Source organism: Franzmannia pantelleriensis (genome assembly GCF_900102875.1).
In the GTDB taxonomy this organism is placed as follows: domain Bacteria; phylum Pseudomonadota; class Gammaproteobacteria; order Pseudomonadales; family Halomonadaceae; genus Franzmannia; species Franzmannia pantelleriensis.
In genome coordinates, this window is sequence record NZ_FNGH01000003.1 from 168,972 (window position 1) to 185,447 (window position 16,476).

Genomic DNA, 16,476 nt, shown 5'->3' on the forward strand with positions numbered 1-16,476 from the left:
CTCTGAAACTATTGCCTGTTTCTATTGATGAGTTGTATTGGTGATTGAATAGGGCGAATCTTGTTGCCTAAACATGTATTGCGCCGGCGAGGCGATGGAGGGGGCGGAATGCCGACAAGGATAAACCCCGCCGTTCAGGAACGAATGATCGAACTGCTGTATCGGCTAGCGCCGCAAGAGGGGTATACCCAGTCGCTGTTGAACGAAGTGCGCTTCATGCGCTCGGACCGCCCGCTGAAACTCACCCCGGTGCTCTACGAGCCGAGCATCGTGATCGTGTGCCAAGGGCGCAAGTGGGGGTACCTGGGCGATGACGTGTATCTCTACGATGCCCTGCACTATCTCGTGCTGTCGGTGCCCCTGCCCTTCGCCTCGGATACCGAGGCCAGCCCCGAGGAGCCGCTGCTGGCCATGTCGATTCGGCTGGATATGGCCGTGTTGGCCGAGCTGGCCTTCATGCTGGATCAGGCGCACGCATGTTCAGAGTCGATACCACGGGGCATGCTCTCGACGCCGCTTGGGGAGTCCATGGCGGATGCCACGCGCCGGCTTCTCGAGGCTCTCTCTTCGCCCACCGAGGCGCAGGTGCTGGCGCCGGGGATCGTGCGGGAGATCTACTACCGGGTGCTGGTTGGTGAGCGGGGCGGCAGCGTGCGCGCGGCACTGGCCCAGCAGGGCCAGTTCGGCCGGATTGCCAAGGCCCTGCAGCGCATCCACGCAGATTACGCCGACGCCCTCGAGGTGGGCCGCCTGGCAAGCGATGTCGGCATGAGCACGGCGGCCTTTCACGTGCACTTCAAGGCGGTGACGCAAACCTCGCCCCTGCAGTACATCAAGTCGACCCGACTACACCAGGCGCGACTGCTGATGATCCGGGATGGCCTGCCGGCCGCGGCCGCCGCCACACGGGTGGGCTACGAGAGCCCTTCGCAGTTCAGTCGCGAGTTCAAGCGCCTGTTCGGGCGGCCGCCGGGCGAGGAGGTGCGCGAAATGAAGGCTTCGCTGGCGCTGCAGCCCCCGCCGCAGGCCGCTGGCATGTCACTGGCGCATTGAGGGGCTCAGTCGTGTCGGCGCAGGCTACAGCTCGCCGGCCAGCTTCTTCTCCACCAGCTCGAGGCGGTCCTGGCCCCAGAACGGTTCGCCATCGACGTCGTACCAGGGGGCACCGAAGCAGCCGGCGGCAATCGCTTGCTCGCAGGCGTCATCGAGGCGTTTCTGCCCCGGCTCGGCTTCCGACGCCTCGAGGAGGGCCGGCCCATTCAGGCCAAGCGCCGTGGCAATGTCACCCAAGGTGGCGAGATCGGCCACGTTACGCTCTTCATGCCAGCAGGCCCGCAGGATAGCCAGTGACAACTGGGCGATGTCGTGCCCTTGTGCCTTGGCGGTCAACACCAGGCGGGCAGCCGGGCGATCATCGGTGGGAAAGTGCCGTGGCTCCACGTTGAGCGGCACGCCACGCAGCTGCGGCCAGCGTTTCAACTCCGCCATTCGATAGGCCTGACGCTCGGGTGCTCGCTTGGGGAGCGGCAGCCCGCCGGTGCGCGGGAAGACCGCGCTCAAGGTAACCGGTACATAGTCGAGCGTGGCCGCGTATCGCGCGGCGAGCTCGCCGATCTTGGCGTGGCCCAGGTAGGACCAGGGAGAGACCTGGCTGAAGTAGTAAGTAATGTGCTTGGGCATGGTGGTTCCCTGTGCTTCGGCCGCTGGCATCAGCGGGCGCTGGGCTCAGTGTAGCTGTGATAGCGCCCGTTGCGGTCTGCCATGGGGAGGCGTGTTTTTGCTGCCGCGTTGGCCATAAGCCAGATTCCATGCTGATAGGACCTGCGTCGCAGAGAGGAGGGCCCCAATACGCAGACGGGCCACCCAAGTGGGTGGCCCGTTATGGCTATGCCGGGCTGTTGCGCTAGTGGCACTGAGCTTAGCCGCGGGTGCCTTGCGTCGGATTGTCGACGCTGGGGCCGGCATGCAAGGACTGGGCGACATCCCGATCAGCAGCCTGGTTGATCTCGACCTCGACGCGCTGGCGGTGGACGCCTTCCCGCGTGCCACCGAGTGCCGGGCTGCCGACCTCGAAGGTGGTGCGATAGTGGCCTGCGCCGTAGTGCTCGCTGGACGGGTTATCCTCGGCAGCGACGCGGTACTCGTGGACGCCTTCCTGTGTGCCGCCGAGGGCAGGACTACCAACCTCGAAGCGTACCTGGGTGGCGTTGGCGGCAGTGGCTTGGGCGGCCAGGCCCATGACCAGGGCGCCGGCGGTGATGGTCTGCATGATGATGGTGGTGTACTTCATGGTGATAACCCTCTCGTTGAATGACATATCCGTCTTGCCGGGCTTGCCTGTTGCGGCGACCTGATGGGCGTTGCCCGTGGATGCCCGGGGGACAGCATGTCGGTCGTGACGACCGTGAGAGAGATGATAGGGGGGGATGGCCATCACCAGTAGGCGCATTTATCGCGGAGAATTGCTCAATCCTGCTAATTTTCATTGAGTGCGGTTCTGGCCGAGATATATCGCCATGTTTAATAAGCTTTCTGGATGATCGTAATTGTCAGATTCTATGATGGATCAACGACTCCAGAGTTGGAAGGTGAGGTAGCTTCGCCAGGGAGCGGCACGCTGGGGGGCGGCGTCTTGCAGCGCCGGCAACGCCTTGCGGATCCCCAGGTCGCCGGCTAGCCAGATATCCGGGTGTGAAGCGCCGCGCAGCGCGGCGTAGTCGGCGCTCCATGGGCCGATGCCCTTGAGGGTGGTCCAGGTACGCGGATCCTCACTCGCCTCTCCGCAGGCATGCCAGGCGGCGAAACGGCGCAGCGTCTGCCGCCGGGCATCGGGCATGCCGAGGAAAGCCAACTCGCTCGCCGCGATCTGCGCTGCGCTGGGGAAATGGCGTTGCCCATCCGGCTCCAGGTCGCCCAGTTCGCTCACCAGTGTGGTGGTCAGCCGGCGCGCGGCGGCCACCGACACCTGCTGGCCGAGGATCGCCCGCACCCCGGCCTCGAACGGCGACCAGATGCCGGGCAGGCGCAGTCCTTCCACCAGTGCCAGCCCCGGCAGCGCCTCGGCCAGGTGAGACTCGATCAGTGTCGTGTCGGCATCGAGATCGAGCAGCCGGCGAATATTGCCCACCAGCGGCTCGAGCCGCGTTGGATCGTCGTAACTCAGGTGGACCTCGAAGGCGTGGCGCTCGGGGTGGTGCACGGCAGTAAAGCGGCCGCGCGCCTTTCCCCAGCGAATGGTGCGGCCGTAGTGGTCGGCACCGACCCACTCCAGCCCATCGATGGCACGATGCGCATAGAAGTCGCGCAGTGTTTGCCAGGCATAGGGTGGATGGTAGGTGAGTTCGACACGCACCGGGCCGGCAGGAGCGTCGATGTGGCCGCTTGTGTCATCTGGCATCTAGGGACTCCCGCATGCTGGTCATCGTCGGCGCTAGTGTAGCGTGAAATATCGACATTATGTGGCAATGTTCATCACGCCTTTATTAGGAAAAATCCGTGCTAACGGATATATCGCCGGGTAATTGACAAAGATTTCCCAGGAATCGGCAAGTGCCATGATCGCTTGCCCTCTAGGCTCTTAACAGGAGTTAAAAGCCATTGGCGATACGGTTAATCAGCATATCTTTAGCAGGCAAATATAAACGCAAGTGTGCTTGTCGACTGACTCGTCAAATGGCCGCTGAGGACTCCTGGAATGCGAGGTAATCCGTCGCCCAAAGCGGTTGCTATCTCCTGTCTTAACAAGAACATGAAGAGTACTGAGGAACTAATGATGACGCCTAAAATGTCGAAAATGAGCGTGGCCGTCAGTGCCGCCATGATTTCCACTGCCATGATGGCCACCTCTGTTGCTGCGTCGGATGCAGAGTCACTTCTGGGAAGCGATCCCATCCGAATTGTGATGCCTTATGGTGCTGGGGGAAGTACCGACATTACCGCACGTATTATTGCCGCCAATGCCGCGGAATATTGCGGGACGCGTATCGATGTTGTCAGCATGCCGGGGGCCGGTGGCATGGAGGGGCTGCAGTTCGTGGCCGATGCTGAACCTAACGGCCATACCATTCTGATGGCGGACTACTCCGCGACCATTACCCAGACCCTCACCGAAGACACCGACTGGGAGGTGGAGGACTGGGTGCCGATCGTTCACCTCACCGACTGGAAGCCCACTGTTTACGTCAAGGCCGACCATCCTATCCAGAGCATCGAGGATTGGGTCGAAATGGCCGAAGCCGAGCCCAATACGCTGGTATTCGGTCACGCCGATCCACTGAGCCTGGTGCACCTGCCGCTGGTACTGCTGGAGATGGAAACCGGCATCGAGAATGTGCATTTGCCGACCACCGGTGGCGGCGAAACCCGCACCATGATTCTCGGTGGCCACGCCCACCTCGGCATGACACTACCGCCATCCATTGTGTCCAACGTTGAAGAGGGCGAAGTCACGGCCATCGGTGTGTTTGCCGATGAGCGCTCCGACGTATTGCCCGACGTGCCGACCTTCCAGGAGGCCGGCTACGACGTTTCCTTCGAAGCGCCGCTGCTGGTGTACACCTACTCGGATGTTTCCGATGAAATCCAGCAGGCCCTTTCGGACTGCATCATGGCCGGCCTTGAAACCGAGACCGCTCAAACCATGTCCAGTCAGGCCTCGGCAGGGCTGAACAACGTTCAGGGCCGTGAAAGCGCACAGCAGATCTACCGCGACACCACCGTGCGGGTTGAAGAAGTGCTCGCCGCCATCGAGCAAGACTGACGCTGATCGCACAGGAAGCCGGCTCTGCCGGCTTCCTTTGTCTGCGTGATACTTTCTGGCTCCTCGGAGAGCACCGATGCTAGACCTTGTCATTGAGGCCAGTGCGCTGGCCTTTCATCCGTATGTGTTGATGTATGTGATGCTAGGGGTGCTGCTGGGCATCACCCTGGGCGCGATTCCTGGCCTGTCCGGCGATATGGCCATCGCTCTGCTACTGCCTTTCGTATTCTTTCTGGAGCCGGCCATGGCCATGGGCCTGCTGGTGGGTATCTATAAAGGGGGGCTATTCGGGGGTTCGATCGCCGCCATCTCATTCGGTGTGCCCGGCACTCCGGGGGCTGCGGCGACCAGCATCGACGGCTACCAGGCCAAGCTCAAGGGCAAGCCAAGCAAGGCGCTGCACACGGCGCTCTATTCCTCGGTGATCGGCGATACCACCAGTGACCTGGTGTTGATCTTCATTGCGGTGCCACTGGCCGCGGTGGCGCTGAGCTTTGGGCCCATCGAGTTCTTCGCTCTCTACGCCTTCTCGCTGATGCTGATCGCCGCCCTCAGCCAGGGCATGGTGGCCAAGGGGCTTGCGGTGGCGGCTATCGGCGTGCTGCTGGCGATGATCGGGCGCGACCCGATTACCGGCTCGGCGCGGTTGACCTTCGGTATGCCCGGGCTGTCGGGCGGCTTGAGCCTGATCCCGGTGTTGATCGGTATCTTCGCGATTTCCGAAGTGGTGGTGCAGGGTGCCAAGCTGTGGCGGCGCAAGGTCGACGACCTGATGGACGACGTGGCCGAACAGGCCAGCCTGCTGCAGGGGTACGATATCCGCAAGGATCAGCTCAGCTGGAAGGAGTTCAAGGCCACGCTCAAGGCGACCTACATCGGCGCGGCGGTGGGCACCTTCATCGGCGCGCTGCCCGGCGCAGGGCAGTCGCTGGCGGCCTTTATGAGCTACGGCCTGGCACAGCGCTTCTCGAAAACGCCGGAAGAGTTCGGCAAGGGTTCGCTGGAGGGAATAGCCAGCGCCGAGTCGGGCAACAGTGCCACCGCGGGTTCGACCTTCATTCCGCTGTTCGCCTTCGGGATTCCTGGTAGTGCCACGGCGGCGCTGTTCGGTGCGGCCTTCATTCTGATGGGCATGACGCCGGGGCCGAGCCTGCTCAACGATAATACCGAGATCATCTATGCGCTTTTCTTCACGCTGATCTTCGCCAACCTGGTGAACCTGGTGCTGGGCAAGATTCTGCTGCCCTACTACTCGCGGATCGCCATGATCCAGCCTGGCTACCTGATACCCGCCGTGTTCATCCTGGCCATCGTCGGCACCTACGCCGCCAATAACTCGGTGGTGGATGTGTGGGTGCTGCTGTTCGCCGGGGTGTTGGGGGTGACACTGCGTCTTCTCAAGTTCCCGCTGGCGCCGCTGGTGCTGGGCTTCATCATCGGCCCAGGTGCCGAGCGTGCCCTGCGCCAGTCGATGATCATGGGCGGCGGTGACTGGTGGGTGCTGGTCAAGAGCCCGATTGCCATCGGCTTCTATGTGGCGGCGGTCGCGCTGATCCTGCTATTCACCTTTGCACTGAGGGCCAAGAAATGAACCGCACCATGGTAAGAGAGCTGCTGTCGGTGGCCTTGATGCTGTCGCTTGGGGTGGCCGGCCTAGTGCATATCCAGTACGGCAACTGGCGGGTGGCGCCGCTGGTGCCGTCCTACATCATGCCGCAGACGGCCTACTACTTTCTGATTGCCTCCGGGATCTGGGTGCTGGCCATGCTGGGCCTGGAGGCCCGGCGTCGCCGTCAGGGCCATGGGGCCGATGAGGGGCCGGCGCAGGATCTGGTGGCGATTGGACTGGCGTCGGGGCTGATGTTGGGAGGCGCCGTCGTGTACTTCTGGATGGTGCTCAACCTGGGGCTGATCGTCTCGACCTACCTCTATAATGCCCTGTTGATCGCCGTGCTGGCGCCAGGCGCCAGGACCATCAGTATCCTGGTCGTACCGCTGCTGGTGGCGGCGGTGGTTTGGCTGCTGTTCATCCAGATGATCGGTATTACGCTACCGCCCTCGTTGCTGTTCTGAGACCGAGCGGCACCCAGCGGCCGGCGTCTGGCGCGGCAGGTGGGTGCCATCAACGCTGGCGCTGAGGTAACCTTGTCGGGCTGTCACTATTCCGATAAACACGAGGCTCTCATGCGCCCCTTCAAGACGCTGACACTGGCCGTTTTGGCCACCACCTTCGCTGCTGCTTCGCTTTCCGCCCAGGCGCGGGAATTCCGGTTGGGATTGATTACGCCACCTCAACATATGTGGTCCCAGGAGGCCGAGGCCTTCGCCGAGACCCTCGCCGAACGCTCCGACGGCGAGCACAGCGTCAGTGTCTATCCGGCCCAGCAGCTGGGCAACGAGGCGCAGATGGTCCAGCAGCTGCAGACCGGCGCGCTGGACATGGCCTTTTTGACCATCGCCGAGATCTCCAACCGGGTGCCGGACTTCGGCGCTCTCTACGCGCCGTACCTGGTCGATGGCGTCGACCACGCTGCGCGTTTGCTGCAGTCCGATGCTGCCAATGCGCTGCTCGACCAGTTGCCCAGCGGCGTCGGCATGGTCGGCATGGGCTATGGCATGGTGGGCATGCGCCAGGTGCTGTCGCGCTCGCCCATCGAGAGCGTCGACGATATGCGCGGCCAGCGTCTGCGCATCACGCCGTTCGAGCCGATTCGCGACTTCTACACCGCCACTGGTGCCGCCCCGGCACCGCTGCCGCTGCTCGAGGTCTACGATGCGCTGGCCAACGGCCAGGTCGATGCCATCGACATGGATTTCGATTCGATCCTGATTCTCAAATTCCATGAGCAGGCCGATAACCTGCTGATCTCCAACCACATGATGTTCCCCATGGTGGGGGTGGTCTCAGGCCGGGTGTGGAACGAGCTGGACGAGGACGACCAGACGCTGATCCGTACCGCCATGGCCGAACACCTCGACAACGTGATCACCGGCTTCCAGCAGAAGGACGCCGAGCAGGAGCAGGAGATCCGCGCGCTCGACCTCAATATCGTCGAGGCCGACGCCGCGTTCTTCAGCGACGCCATCGCCGAGTGGGAAGGTATCTGGGCCGACAAGGCGCCGTCCCTCGAGGCGCTGCGTGAGGAAGCCGAGCGCCTGCGCGAGGAGTGAACGAGCGCGCCATGCTGTCACGCCTCTCATTGGGACTGGCCAGGATCGAAGAGATCGCCGCGGCAGCGCTTGCTGCCACGGTGACCTTGCTGATCCTGGTCAATATCGCCTTTCGCGCCGCGGGTAGCCCGCTCTACTGGATCAGCGAGCTGGCCATCTACGCGATGATCTGGATGACCTTCCTGATCGCCTCGGCGGTGCTCAAGCGCCGCCAAGGGATTGCCGTGACGCTGATTAGCGATGCGTTGCCGGGCCGCTCGCGGCGCTGGCTTTCGCTGTTCGTCGACCTGACCGTGCTGACCTTCGCGCTACTCATGCTGTGGCTGTGCTGGCGTTGGTATCAGCCATTGGCGCTGTGGCGTGCCGGCTTCGATACCCAGGCCTTCCAGGGCCAGACCTTCAACTTCATCTACGCCGAGAATACCTCGACCCTGGGCATCAGGAAGTTCTGGGTGTGGTTGATCATGCCGCTGTTCGCCGTGTCGCTGACGCTGCATGGCGTCAGCAACCTGTGGCAGGCGCTGCGCGACCTGCGCGCGCCGGCCGAGGAGCCCAGCCCATGACCGTGGTGGTGTTTGCCCTCCTGCTGCTCGCGGCGGTGCCCATTGCGCTGGTGCTGGCGCTCACCGCGGCGTGGTATATCGCCGATTCGGGCAATACGGTGCTGTTCGAGTCCTATCCGCAGCAGCTGTTTGGTGCCATTGAGAGCTATGGACTGCTGGCAATCCCGCTGTTCATGCTGGCCGGCGAGCTGATGAATGAAGGCGGGGTGACCCGGCGGCTGATCGACCTGGCGCGCCTGCTGGTGGGAGGCTTTCGCGGTGGGCTGGCCTATATCAATCTGGTCGCCAACATGATGATGGCGGCGATCATCGGCTCGGCGGCGTCACAGATCGCGATCATGTCGCGGGCGATGGTGCCGGCCATGGAGCGTGAGGGCTACGACAAGCCCTACAGCGCGGCGATCACTGCCGCCGGCGGTCTGCTGTCGCCGATCATCCCGCCCTCGATGCTGTTCGTGCTGTTCGGGGTGATCGCCCAGGTACCGATCGCCGAGATGTTCATCGCTGGCATCCTGCCGGGACTGCTGCTGGGCTTCAGTTTCTTTCTGGCCATCGCCGTGGTCGGCCTGCTGCAGCAATACCCCAAGGGCAACTGGCCGACCGGCGACGAGGCGCGTCAGGCGCTGCTCATGGGGTTGCCGGCGCTGTCGATTCCGCTGATCATCATCGGTGGGATTCTGCTCGGGGTGGCGACGCCCACCGAGTCGGCGGCGCTGGCCTCACTGGCGGCGCTGCTGCTGGGCCGCCTGCTGTATGGCGAGCTCTCGCTCGGCCAGCTGCCACGGGTGCTGACGCGTACCGCGGTCAACGCCGGATTGGTGATCATGCTGATCGCCGCCGCCGGGGTGTTCGGCTGGGTGGTGACCTATGAGCGCCTGCCACAGATGGCGGCGGCGGCGATTTCGGCGCTGACCACCGACCCCTTCCTGTTCCTGCTGCTGGTGATCGGTTCGCTGCTGCTGGTGGGCATGATCATCGACGGCATCGCCGCGCTGATCCTGGTGGTGCCGATCCTGTTGCCCATTGCCACCCAGCAGTTCGACATCAGCCCCTACCAGTTCGGCGTGGTGGTGTGCCTGACCTTGGTGCTCGGCCTGCTCACGCCGCCGGTGGGGGCGGGGCTGTTCATTGCCTCGTCGATGACCGGCGCCTCGCCGCTGCGCATCTTCCGGGCTCTGATCCCATTTCTGCTCGCAACCCTGGCGACCCTGGTGCTGCTGGCCTGGCAGCCATGGCTGACCACTGGCCTGATCGGGCGCTGAATAACCAACCGACCTCATAAACGCAACGGGCCCTGTTATCAGGGCCCGTTGCCGTTGGTGCCATGCTGGATTCTCCATTATGGCGATGCCGGCCCATGGAGATAACCGATAACACGATGCCATCAATCTTGCCGCATGCCCATGCCTCCGCGGGGTGGGCGAGCGGCGGTTATGCTGCCCGCCACCACCAGCAGCGCCGCTACCGGGAGCCTCCAGTCCGGCGCGCTCACCCCTGCCACCACCAGGCTCAGCGTGGCCAGCACGGGCACCGCATGGGCCAAGTGGCCGACATGATGTGCCTGGGGATCGCGCATGGCGCGATCCCAGGCCAGCATGGCAATCCCGTAGGGGCCCATTCCCAGAGCGGCGGTCACCAGCAGCGTCTCCTGTGAGGGCATGGAGATGGTGCCCTCAAGGGCCAGGCTGGCGATGCCGGTCATTACGCTGGCGATCAGAAGCAGGTGGGGCATACGCTCACCCAGGTGCCAGGCAGGCACCTGGCAGGCCAGGGAGTAGAGCGCCCAGCACAGTGCCGCGACCGCAGCCAGCAGGTAGCCGCTCCAGGCGCCTGACACGCCGCCGGACAGCGCCTGGGGGGCCACCAGCAGCGCTGCGCCGCTGAAGGCCAGAAGCGCCCCGGCCAGGGTGGTGGCCGGCAGCCGCCCCAGCGCCAGCCGCCGGCTGGCCAGCAGGAACAGTACCGGCCAGGCGTAGAGGATCAGCGACGCCTCTGCAGCGGGTGCCAGGCTGAAGGCGGTAAAGCTGGCGCACACCGCGCCGACGATCAGTAGCGCCACTCCCAGATAGATCAGTGCTTCCTTGACGTTACGCTTTGCGTTGGGGTTACGACCCTGGCGGGCCATCGGCAGGGTGCCCAGCGCCCCGGCGAGCAGGGCCAGGGCCGATAGACGCAGCGGCGGCAGCGCTTCGGCCTGGGTGACCAGCAGTGGCACCAACGCCCACAGCACCACCGCAAGCGCCGCGGCACCGCCGCCAAGCCAGGGCAAGTGAAGGAGTCGGGTGTTCAGCAGCATGGCCATGTTCTCCGTGCAGGTGGTGAATGGGGGCTAGGGATGACACCGTCATGCTATTCGTTGCAGAATCATCACAATAACGATCTTTATTGATAATATTCATCAAGGATCATGATGATATATGCGCGCCTCGACCCTCGACCTGAGCCTGCTTCGTACCCTGGTGGCGATCGCTGATACGGGCAGCGTCACTGCAGCTGCGCGGCGTCTGGCCTATACCCAGTCCACGGTCAGCATGCAGCTGAGCCGGCTCGAGGCGTCGTTGGGCGTAACGCTCCACGAGAAGAAGGGACGGCGGATCCGCTTTACCGCCGACGGCGAGCGGTTGCTGGACCACGCCCGGCGTCTGCTGACGCTGAACGATGAGGCGCTGACCGACATGCGCGCCAAGCGCGTCACCGGCGCGCTGAACCTGGGCATACCCGAGGACTACGCCAGCCTGCTGACCTCGGTGTTCTCCTGGTTTCACCAGCTCTATCCTGAAGTGAGCCTGCAGGTGATCTGTGGCACCAGCGTCGATCTGGTCGAACGGGTGCGTGACGGCGAGCTGGACCTGGCGCTGGTGACTCGCCAGCGTCGCTCGCCAGGGGGTGAAGTGATCCGCCGTGAGCCGCTGGCCTGGGCCGTGGGGCTTGAGCGCCAGCCACCGCTCTCCGACCCGCTGCCGCTGGCCCTCTACTCGCAGGGCGCCGACCTGTTCCGCGAGGTAGCCGAGCAGGCACTGGCCGAGGCGGGGCGCGACTGGCGAGTGGCTTACACCAGCCAATCCATGGCCGGGCTGGGGCCGGTGGTGCAAGCGGGGTTGGCGATCGTGGTGGTCACGCGCAGCATGCTGGGGCCCCAGTTGCGCGCGCTGGAGGAGGTGAGTGGGCTGCCACGCCTTCCGACCATTGAACTGGCACTGCATCGTGCCGCCCGCCGGCCCACCGAGCCCGCTCGCCGCCTGGCCGAGCTGATACGCGAGGAGCTATCGCCCAGCGACGCGGGCTGAGCATGGCCGGCGGGGCGCAGAGGCCGAGGCGAGCGACAATAGGTCGAAAGTCTCAATTCCGAGCGTTACACTCGGGTTTTGGCCGTGAATGCCTCTCGTCAGCGACCGGAGCCGCCATGTTTCCCGAGTTCACCCTGCGCTATGCGCGCTTTCCCGAACATTTCCATGTCCGCTTCGATCCGGTGCCGGTCAAGGCGCCGCGACTGGTGGCGTTCAATCGACCGCTGGCGGAAGAGCTCGGCTTCGATCTGAGCGCCTTCGACGAGGTGCAGGCGACCGAGTGGTTCGCCGGCAACCGCGTGCCTGAGGGGGCGGCGCCGCTGGCTCAGGCCTATGCCGGCCACCAGTTCGGTCACTTCAACCCGCGACTGGGCGATGGCCGGGCGGTACTGCTCGGCGAGGTGACCGACCGCGATGGTCGGCTACGCGATATTCAGCTCAAGGGGGCCGGCTGCACGCCGTTCTCCCGCGGGGGCGATGGTCGAGCGCCGCTGGGACCGGTACTGCGCGAGTATCTGATCAGCGAGGCGATGCAGGTGCTGGGCGTACCCACTACCCGGGCGTTGGCGGCGGTCACCACCGGTGAGCGGGTAATCCGTGACGTACCGGTCCCCGGTGCGGTGCTGACCCGCGTGGCTTCCAGTCATCTGCGTATCGGCACCTTCCAGTATTTCGCCGCGCGTGGCGACAACGACGCCCTGAGGCAGCTCGCCGATCACGCCATCGAGCGTCACTTTCCGACACTTGCCGACATCGAGACGCCAGGGAAGCGCTATCTGGCACTGTTCGAGGCGGTGCTGGCGCGCCAGGCGGCGCTGGTGGCCAAGTGGATGGGGCTTGGCTTCATTCATGGGGTGATGAACACCGATAACGCCTCGATTGCCGGCGAGACCATCGACTACGGCCCCTGCGCCTTCATGGAGCGCTATGATCCGGCCACGGTGTTCAGCTCCATCGATGAGGGTGGCCGCTACGCCTATACCAATCAGCCGTGGATTGCGCAGTGGAACCTGGCACGCTTTGCCGAGACGCTGCTGCCGCTGATCGATGACGACCAGCAGCGCGCCATCGACAGTGCGACCGAGGTGCTCAAAACGTATACGGCGCTGTACGAAGCCGAGTGGCTGGCGGTGCTGCGCGCCAAGCTGGGCCTTGGCGAGACGGCGGCCAGTCGTGACGAGGCGGATCGCGAGCTCGCCGACTCGCTGCTCGAGGCAATGCAGGCCGGACGCGCTGACTTCACCCTCACGTTTCGACGGCTTTGCGATGCCGCCGAGGGTGACGCGCATGACCACGAGTTGCTGGCGCTGTTCGAACGCAGCGAGCCGATCCAGGCCTGGCTGGCCGAGTGGCGCCAGCGGCTGGTGCAGGAAGACGCCGAGGCCGGCGAGATCGCGCAGCAGATGCGGGCGGTCAATCCGGCCTATATCCCGCGCAATCATCGCGTCGAGGAGGCGTTGGCCGCGGCCATCGATGACCAGGACTTCGGGCCCTTCGAGCGGCTGATGGCGGTGTTGGCGAGGCCCTTCGAGGAGCGCCCCGAGGACGCCGACTACGCACAGCCGGCGCCATCTACCGCGCGGGTGTTTCGCACCTTCTGCGGAACCTAGCCGACCAACCCCCATTTGCGGGCCGCGACCAGGCACTCCTCCATCAATGCCAGCACGGTCGCCAGCTGACTCTCGTGAAGGATCAGCTGGGTGTCGCCGCTTTCGGCATCGGTGGGTGGGGTGACGATGGCGAATTCGCCCTCCTCGAGGTGAAACTCATGGATCTCGCGGATGCCCTCTGGGGTATCGCAGCGGCTGGCGCGGTAGGAGTCGTCTTCACCGTAGGTCAGCCGGTGGTAGACCTTGAAGAAGGTATACAGCGATAGTCCCCTGGCGAACTCTGGCCAGTGAGCGGGGTTGTGGCGCGTCTCGTCATCGACCGACTGACCCTGCGCCTCGGCGGCGGCGATCGCCTCGGCGAGCGGGGTGGCAAGCAGTGAGCCGCTAGAGGAGGGGAGTTGGTCACCCCGTTCGGTTGCGCGCTGGTAGCGCTCGGCCACTGCCTGGGCGTCGGCCAGCGCGCCGATCCGATGTTCGCTATGCGCCAGCGCGGAGGGTTCCGCGTTGCCATTCTCCCAGCCGTGAATGACCCGGAGCAACAGCTGACCCTTGCGCAGCGGGGCCTCGAACAGCGCCTTTAGCGCCACGACCAGGTGCAGCTGGCGCTCCATGGCGTCGTTTTCGAAGGCGCTGTAGGGCTCGGCGAATAGCGCGTGCAAGCGGCCTGGGGCGTGTTCCTTGGCTTCCTTGAAATGCATGGTGCAGTCTCGGTGGCGGTGAGTCTTGTTGTCGGCATCGCACCTGCAGGCGCGGCAGCATCATTCGTCCATCACATTAGTATCGGCTGCATCGGGCGTCGACTTGAATCGGTCGGCGGCGATTTTGACTTCCAAGAGGATGCGACCGATGATGGCCGTCCCGGCCTACGGCCGGGCACACAACCCAACGATTCACTGTCGCCAGGGGAGTCCCACCGCACGCGCGGGGGCTGAGAGGGCCATGCGCCGACCCTGGAACCTGATCCGGTTCAAACCGGCGGAGGAAGTGCGACATGCCCTATCTGACGTCTGCCGTGCTCGGTGCGGCGCTGCTGTGCTTTGCTTACCTTGGCCTGCGCGCGCGCCGCGCCGATGGCCCCCTCGATGACTATGTGACGGCGCGTAATTCCCAGGGCGCCCAGACCCTGGGGCTGTCGTTTCTGGCTTCGAGCATGGGCGCCTGGATCCTGTTTGCGCCTCCCGAGATCGGCGCTTTTGTCGGTCCGCTGGCGCTGGCGGGCTATGCCATCGGCTCGTCTCTCCCTTTTATCGTGCTGGGCCTGTATGGCCCGGCAATCCGCCAGCGCCTGCCTGAGGGGCGCAGCATCGGCGAGTTTGCCGAGGCGTGCTACGGGGTCGGTGTGCGACGCTGGGTGTCGCTGGTCTCGGTGGCCTATATGGCCTGTTTCCTGGCCGCCGAGCTCACGGCCATCGGCGCGATTGCCGCGTTACTCTCGGATGTTCCACCTTCCCTGGTGGTGATTGGGGTGGCGCTGGTGACGCTGCTGTATACCGCGCTGGGCGGGCTGCGTGCGAGCCTCGCCACCGATCGCTGGCAGGCCTGGCTGCTGCTGGTGCTGTTGGTTTTGGTGGGCGGCGTGGCCCTATGGCGGTTGCCGGAGATGCCGGCGGGTGCAGCGCTGCCGAGCGCGCCACTGGGCAATTCGCTGTCGGTGGCGCTGACGTTGGTGATCGCGGTCACCGCGGCCAACCTGTTCCACCAGGGCTACTGGCAGCGTGTGTGGTCGGCTCGCGATGACCGCGCGCTGGGGCAGGGGGCCTGGCTGGGCGCGGGTATCTGCGTGGTGGTGGTGATGCTGATTGGCGGGCTCGGCATGCTGGCGGCGATGAGCGGCATCGCCCTCGGCGAACCGCCGATCCCGTTCTTTGCACTGCTGGCCGAGGCGCCGGCCTGGCTGGCGCTGCCGGCCCTGGTGCTGGCGGTGACCCTGGTGGCGTCGAGCGTGGATACCCTGCAGAACGGCATCGCCTCGCTGGTGGTGGCGGATGCCGGCAAACCGGGGTTGTCGATTGGCGGCGCACGGCTGGCCACGGTGGCGCTGATGGTGCCGGTGGTGGCCGTGGCCCTGCAGGGCTACTCGGTACTGCGGCTGTTCCTGATCGCCGATCTACTGTGCGCGGCCATTGTGGTGCCGGTATTGCTGGGACTGTGGCGGCGCATGAGCCCGCTGGCCGCGGTGGCCGGTGGCATTGCCGGCATGCTCGGCGCCGTGGTGCCGGGCTGGGTCGCTTCCGGTAGCCTGAGCGCGGGCCTGCTGGCAGCGAGCTTCCCCGACAGCATTCCCACTCTGGCGCCATTCCTCGGCGCGCTGCTGGCCTCGACCCTGGTCAGCCTGCTGATTGCCTGGCGCCGCCCCTCTCACTTCTCCCGCATGCCAAGGAGCGCTTCATGAGCACGCTCGAGCAATACCACGACTGGGCCGCGGGGCGTACTGCGTCGCGCGTCAGCGACTGGCTGAAAGAGATCAGCGAGCCGGACTGGACGGCCACCGTCGAGCATCCGCTGTTCGATGCCCTGGCCGAGGCGCGCCTGCCGGAAGCCGAGTTTGCCGCCTACATGGTGCAGGACTACGGCTTCGTCGATCCTTTCACGGCACTGATCGGCCATGCCATCGGGCATGCCCCGAGCATGGGCGACCGGGTGGTGCTGGGGCAGTTCATGGGTATGTTGACCAGCGACGAGAACAGCACCTTCCAGCGCACCTTCGAGACCTTTGGCGTGGCTGGGCAGGCGCCCGACTATCTGCCCGAGACGCGGGCGTTTCAGCAGCTGCTGCGCGACACCGGCCAGCGCGGCGGTTATGCCGAGATGCTGGCGGTGCTGGTGGTGACCGAGTGGCTGTATCTCGGCTGGGCGACGCGCATTACCCGCGCCGAGAGCCTGCATCCGCTCTACGCCGAGTGGATCGACCTGCACGACAGCGCGGCTTTTCAGGACTTCGTGGCCTGGCTGCGCCGGCGCCTCGACGAAGAGGCGGCGCAGCTCGACCCGGCCGGTTTTGCCGCCATGGCCGCGCGCTTTCGCGACACGGTGACCAAGGAGCGCGCCTTCCATGACGCGGTCCATTCGCGCTAAGTGGTACTCCT

Annotated in this window: 16 protein-coding genes and 1 riboswitch; of the genes, 11 read left to right on the forward strand and 5 right to left on the reverse strand. The window is 64.9% G+C overall.

Going from position 1 to position 16,476, the window contains the following annotated elements; genetic code table 11:
- The first annotated feature begins 108 nt into the window (after nt 1–108).
- A complete protein-coding gene (locus BLT16_RS05055) occupies nt 109–1,053 on the forward strand; it encodes an AraC family transcriptional regulator (protein ID WP_245701467.1) in 945 nt (314 codons plus the stop codon).
- A 24-nt stretch (nt 1,054–1,077) separates the two neighbouring features.
- Here the strand turns inward: BLT16_RS05055 and BLT16_RS05060 are convergent, their stop codons facing one another.
- The 3 genes from BLT16_RS05060 to BLT16_RS05070 form a co-directional block, all read right to left on the reverse strand.
- Nucleotides 1,078–1,680 carry a 2-hydroxychromene-2-carboxylate isomerase gene (locus tag BLT16_RS05060; RefSeq protein WP_089657442.1) on the reverse strand — a complete coding sequence of 201 codons (603 nt, stop codon included), beginning with the start codon at nt 1,678–1,680 and terminating at the stop codon, nt 1,078–1,080.
- A gap of 238 nt (nt 1,681–1,918) precedes the next feature.
- On the reverse strand, nt 1,919–2,290 hold the full coding sequence (locus BLT16_RS05065) for a hypothetical protein (protein ID WP_089657443.1): 372 nt from the start codon (nt 2,288–2,290) through the stop codon (nt 1,919–1,921).
- A gap of 276 nt (nt 2,291–2,566) precedes the next feature.
- Complete coding sequence (locus tag BLT16_RS05070) at nt 2,567–3,397, reverse strand: AlkA N-terminal domain-containing protein (protein ID WP_089657444.1); 831 nt, start codon at nt 3,395–3,397, stop codon at nt 2,567–2,569.
- A 375-nt stretch (nt 3,398–3,772) separates the two neighbouring features.
- On the opposite strand from BLT16_RS05070, the gene BLT16_RS05075 reads away from it, so the two are divergent.
- The 6 genes from BLT16_RS05075 to BLT16_RS05100 all read left to right on the forward strand — a co-directional run bounded on the left by BLT16_RS05075 (nt 3,773) and on the right by BLT16_RS05100 (nt 9,755).
- On the forward strand, nt 3,773–4,759 hold the full coding sequence (locus tag BLT16_RS05075; protein ID WP_089657445.1) for a tripartite tricarboxylate transporter substrate binding protein: 987 nt from the start codon (nt 3,773–3,775) through the stop codon (nt 4,757–4,759).
- Nucleotides 4,760–4,835: 76 nt separating this feature from the next.
- On the forward strand, nt 4,836–6,350 hold the full coding sequence (locus tag BLT16_RS05080; protein WP_089657446.1) for a tripartite tricarboxylate transporter permease: 1,515 nt from the start codon (nt 4,836–4,838) through the stop codon (nt 6,348–6,350).
- A gap of 8 nt (nt 6,351–6,358) precedes the next feature.
- On the forward strand, nt 6,359–6,832 hold the full coding sequence (locus tag BLT16_RS05085) for a tripartite tricarboxylate transporter TctB family protein (protein WP_245701469.1): 474 nt from the start codon (nt 6,359–6,361) through the stop codon (nt 6,830–6,832).
- A 111-nt stretch (nt 6,833–6,943) separates the two neighbouring features.
- On the forward strand, nt 6,944–7,930 hold the full coding sequence (locus BLT16_RS05090) for a TRAP transporter substrate-binding protein (RefSeq protein ID WP_089657448.1): 987 nt from the start codon (nt 6,944–6,946) through the stop codon (nt 7,928–7,930).
- An 11-nt stretch (nt 7,931–7,941) separates the two neighbouring features.
- Entirely contained in the window at nt 7,942–8,493 is a 552-nt protein-coding gene (locus BLT16_RS05095; protein ID WP_089657449.1) for a TRAP transporter small permease, read from the forward strand.
- On the forward strand, nt 8,490–9,755 hold the full coding sequence (locus tag BLT16_RS05100) for a TRAP transporter large permease (RefSeq protein WP_089657450.1): 1,266 nt from the start codon (nt 8,490–8,492) through the stop codon (nt 9,753–9,755). Before BLT16_RS05095 ends, BLT16_RS05100 begins: the two co-directional genes overlap by 4 nt.
- Before the next feature lie 122 nt (nt 9,756–9,877).
- On the opposite strand, the gene BLT16_RS05105 is transcribed toward BLT16_RS05100, so the two are convergent.
- Nucleotides 9,878–10,789 carry a DMT family transporter gene (locus tag BLT16_RS05105; protein WP_089657583.1) on the reverse strand — a complete coding sequence of 304 codons (912 nt, stop codon included), beginning with the start codon at nt 10,787–10,789 and terminating at the stop codon, nt 9,878–9,880.
- A gap of 121 nt (nt 10,790–10,910) precedes the next feature.
- On the opposite strand from BLT16_RS05105, the gene BLT16_RS05110 reads away from it, so the two are divergent.
- Both BLT16_RS05110 and BLT16_RS05115 read left to right on the forward strand, forming a co-directional pair.
- Nucleotides 10,911–11,780, forward strand: a complete 870-nt coding sequence (locus BLT16_RS05110) for a LysR substrate-binding domain-containing protein (RefSeq protein ID WP_089657451.1) — start codon at nt 10,911–10,913, stop codon at nt 11,778–11,780.
- A gap of 116 nt (nt 11,781–11,896) precedes the next feature.
- Complete coding sequence (locus BLT16_RS05115) at nt 11,897–13,390, forward strand: protein adenylyltransferase SelO (protein ID WP_089657452.1); 1,494 nt, start codon at nt 11,897–11,899, stop codon at nt 13,388–13,390.
- Here BLT16_RS05115 and BLT16_RS05120 read toward each other — a convergent pair.
- Nucleotides 13,387–14,088, reverse strand: coding sequence for a hypothetical protein (locus tag BLT16_RS05120; protein ID WP_089657453.1), 702 nt, complete (start codon nt 14,086–14,088; stop codon nt 13,387–13,389). The genes BLT16_RS05115 and BLT16_RS05120 overlap by 4 nt on opposite strands.
- A gap of 193 nt (nt 14,089–14,281) precedes the next feature.
- Nucleotides 14,282–14,392, forward strand: a riboswitch (TPP riboswitch).
- On the opposite strand from BLT16_RS05120, the gene BLT16_RS05125 reads away from it, so the two are divergent.
- Both BLT16_RS05125 and BLT16_RS05130 read left to right on the forward strand, forming a co-directional pair.
- The gene (locus BLT16_RS05125; protein ID WP_089657454.1) at nt 14,382–15,782 is read left to right on the forward strand and encodes a sodium:solute symporter family transporter; all 1,401 of its coding nucleotides are present in this window, start codon (nt 14,382–14,384) and stop codon (nt 15,780–15,782) included. Its footprint overlaps the riboswitch before it by 11 nt.
- Nucleotides 15,779–16,465, forward strand: a complete 687-nt coding sequence (locus tag BLT16_RS05130) for a TenA family protein (RefSeq protein ID WP_089657455.1) — start codon at nt 15,779–15,781, stop codon at nt 16,463–16,465. Before BLT16_RS05125 ends, BLT16_RS05130 begins: the two co-directional genes overlap by 4 nt.
- The last annotated feature ends 11 nt before the right edge of the window (nt 16,466–16,476 follow it).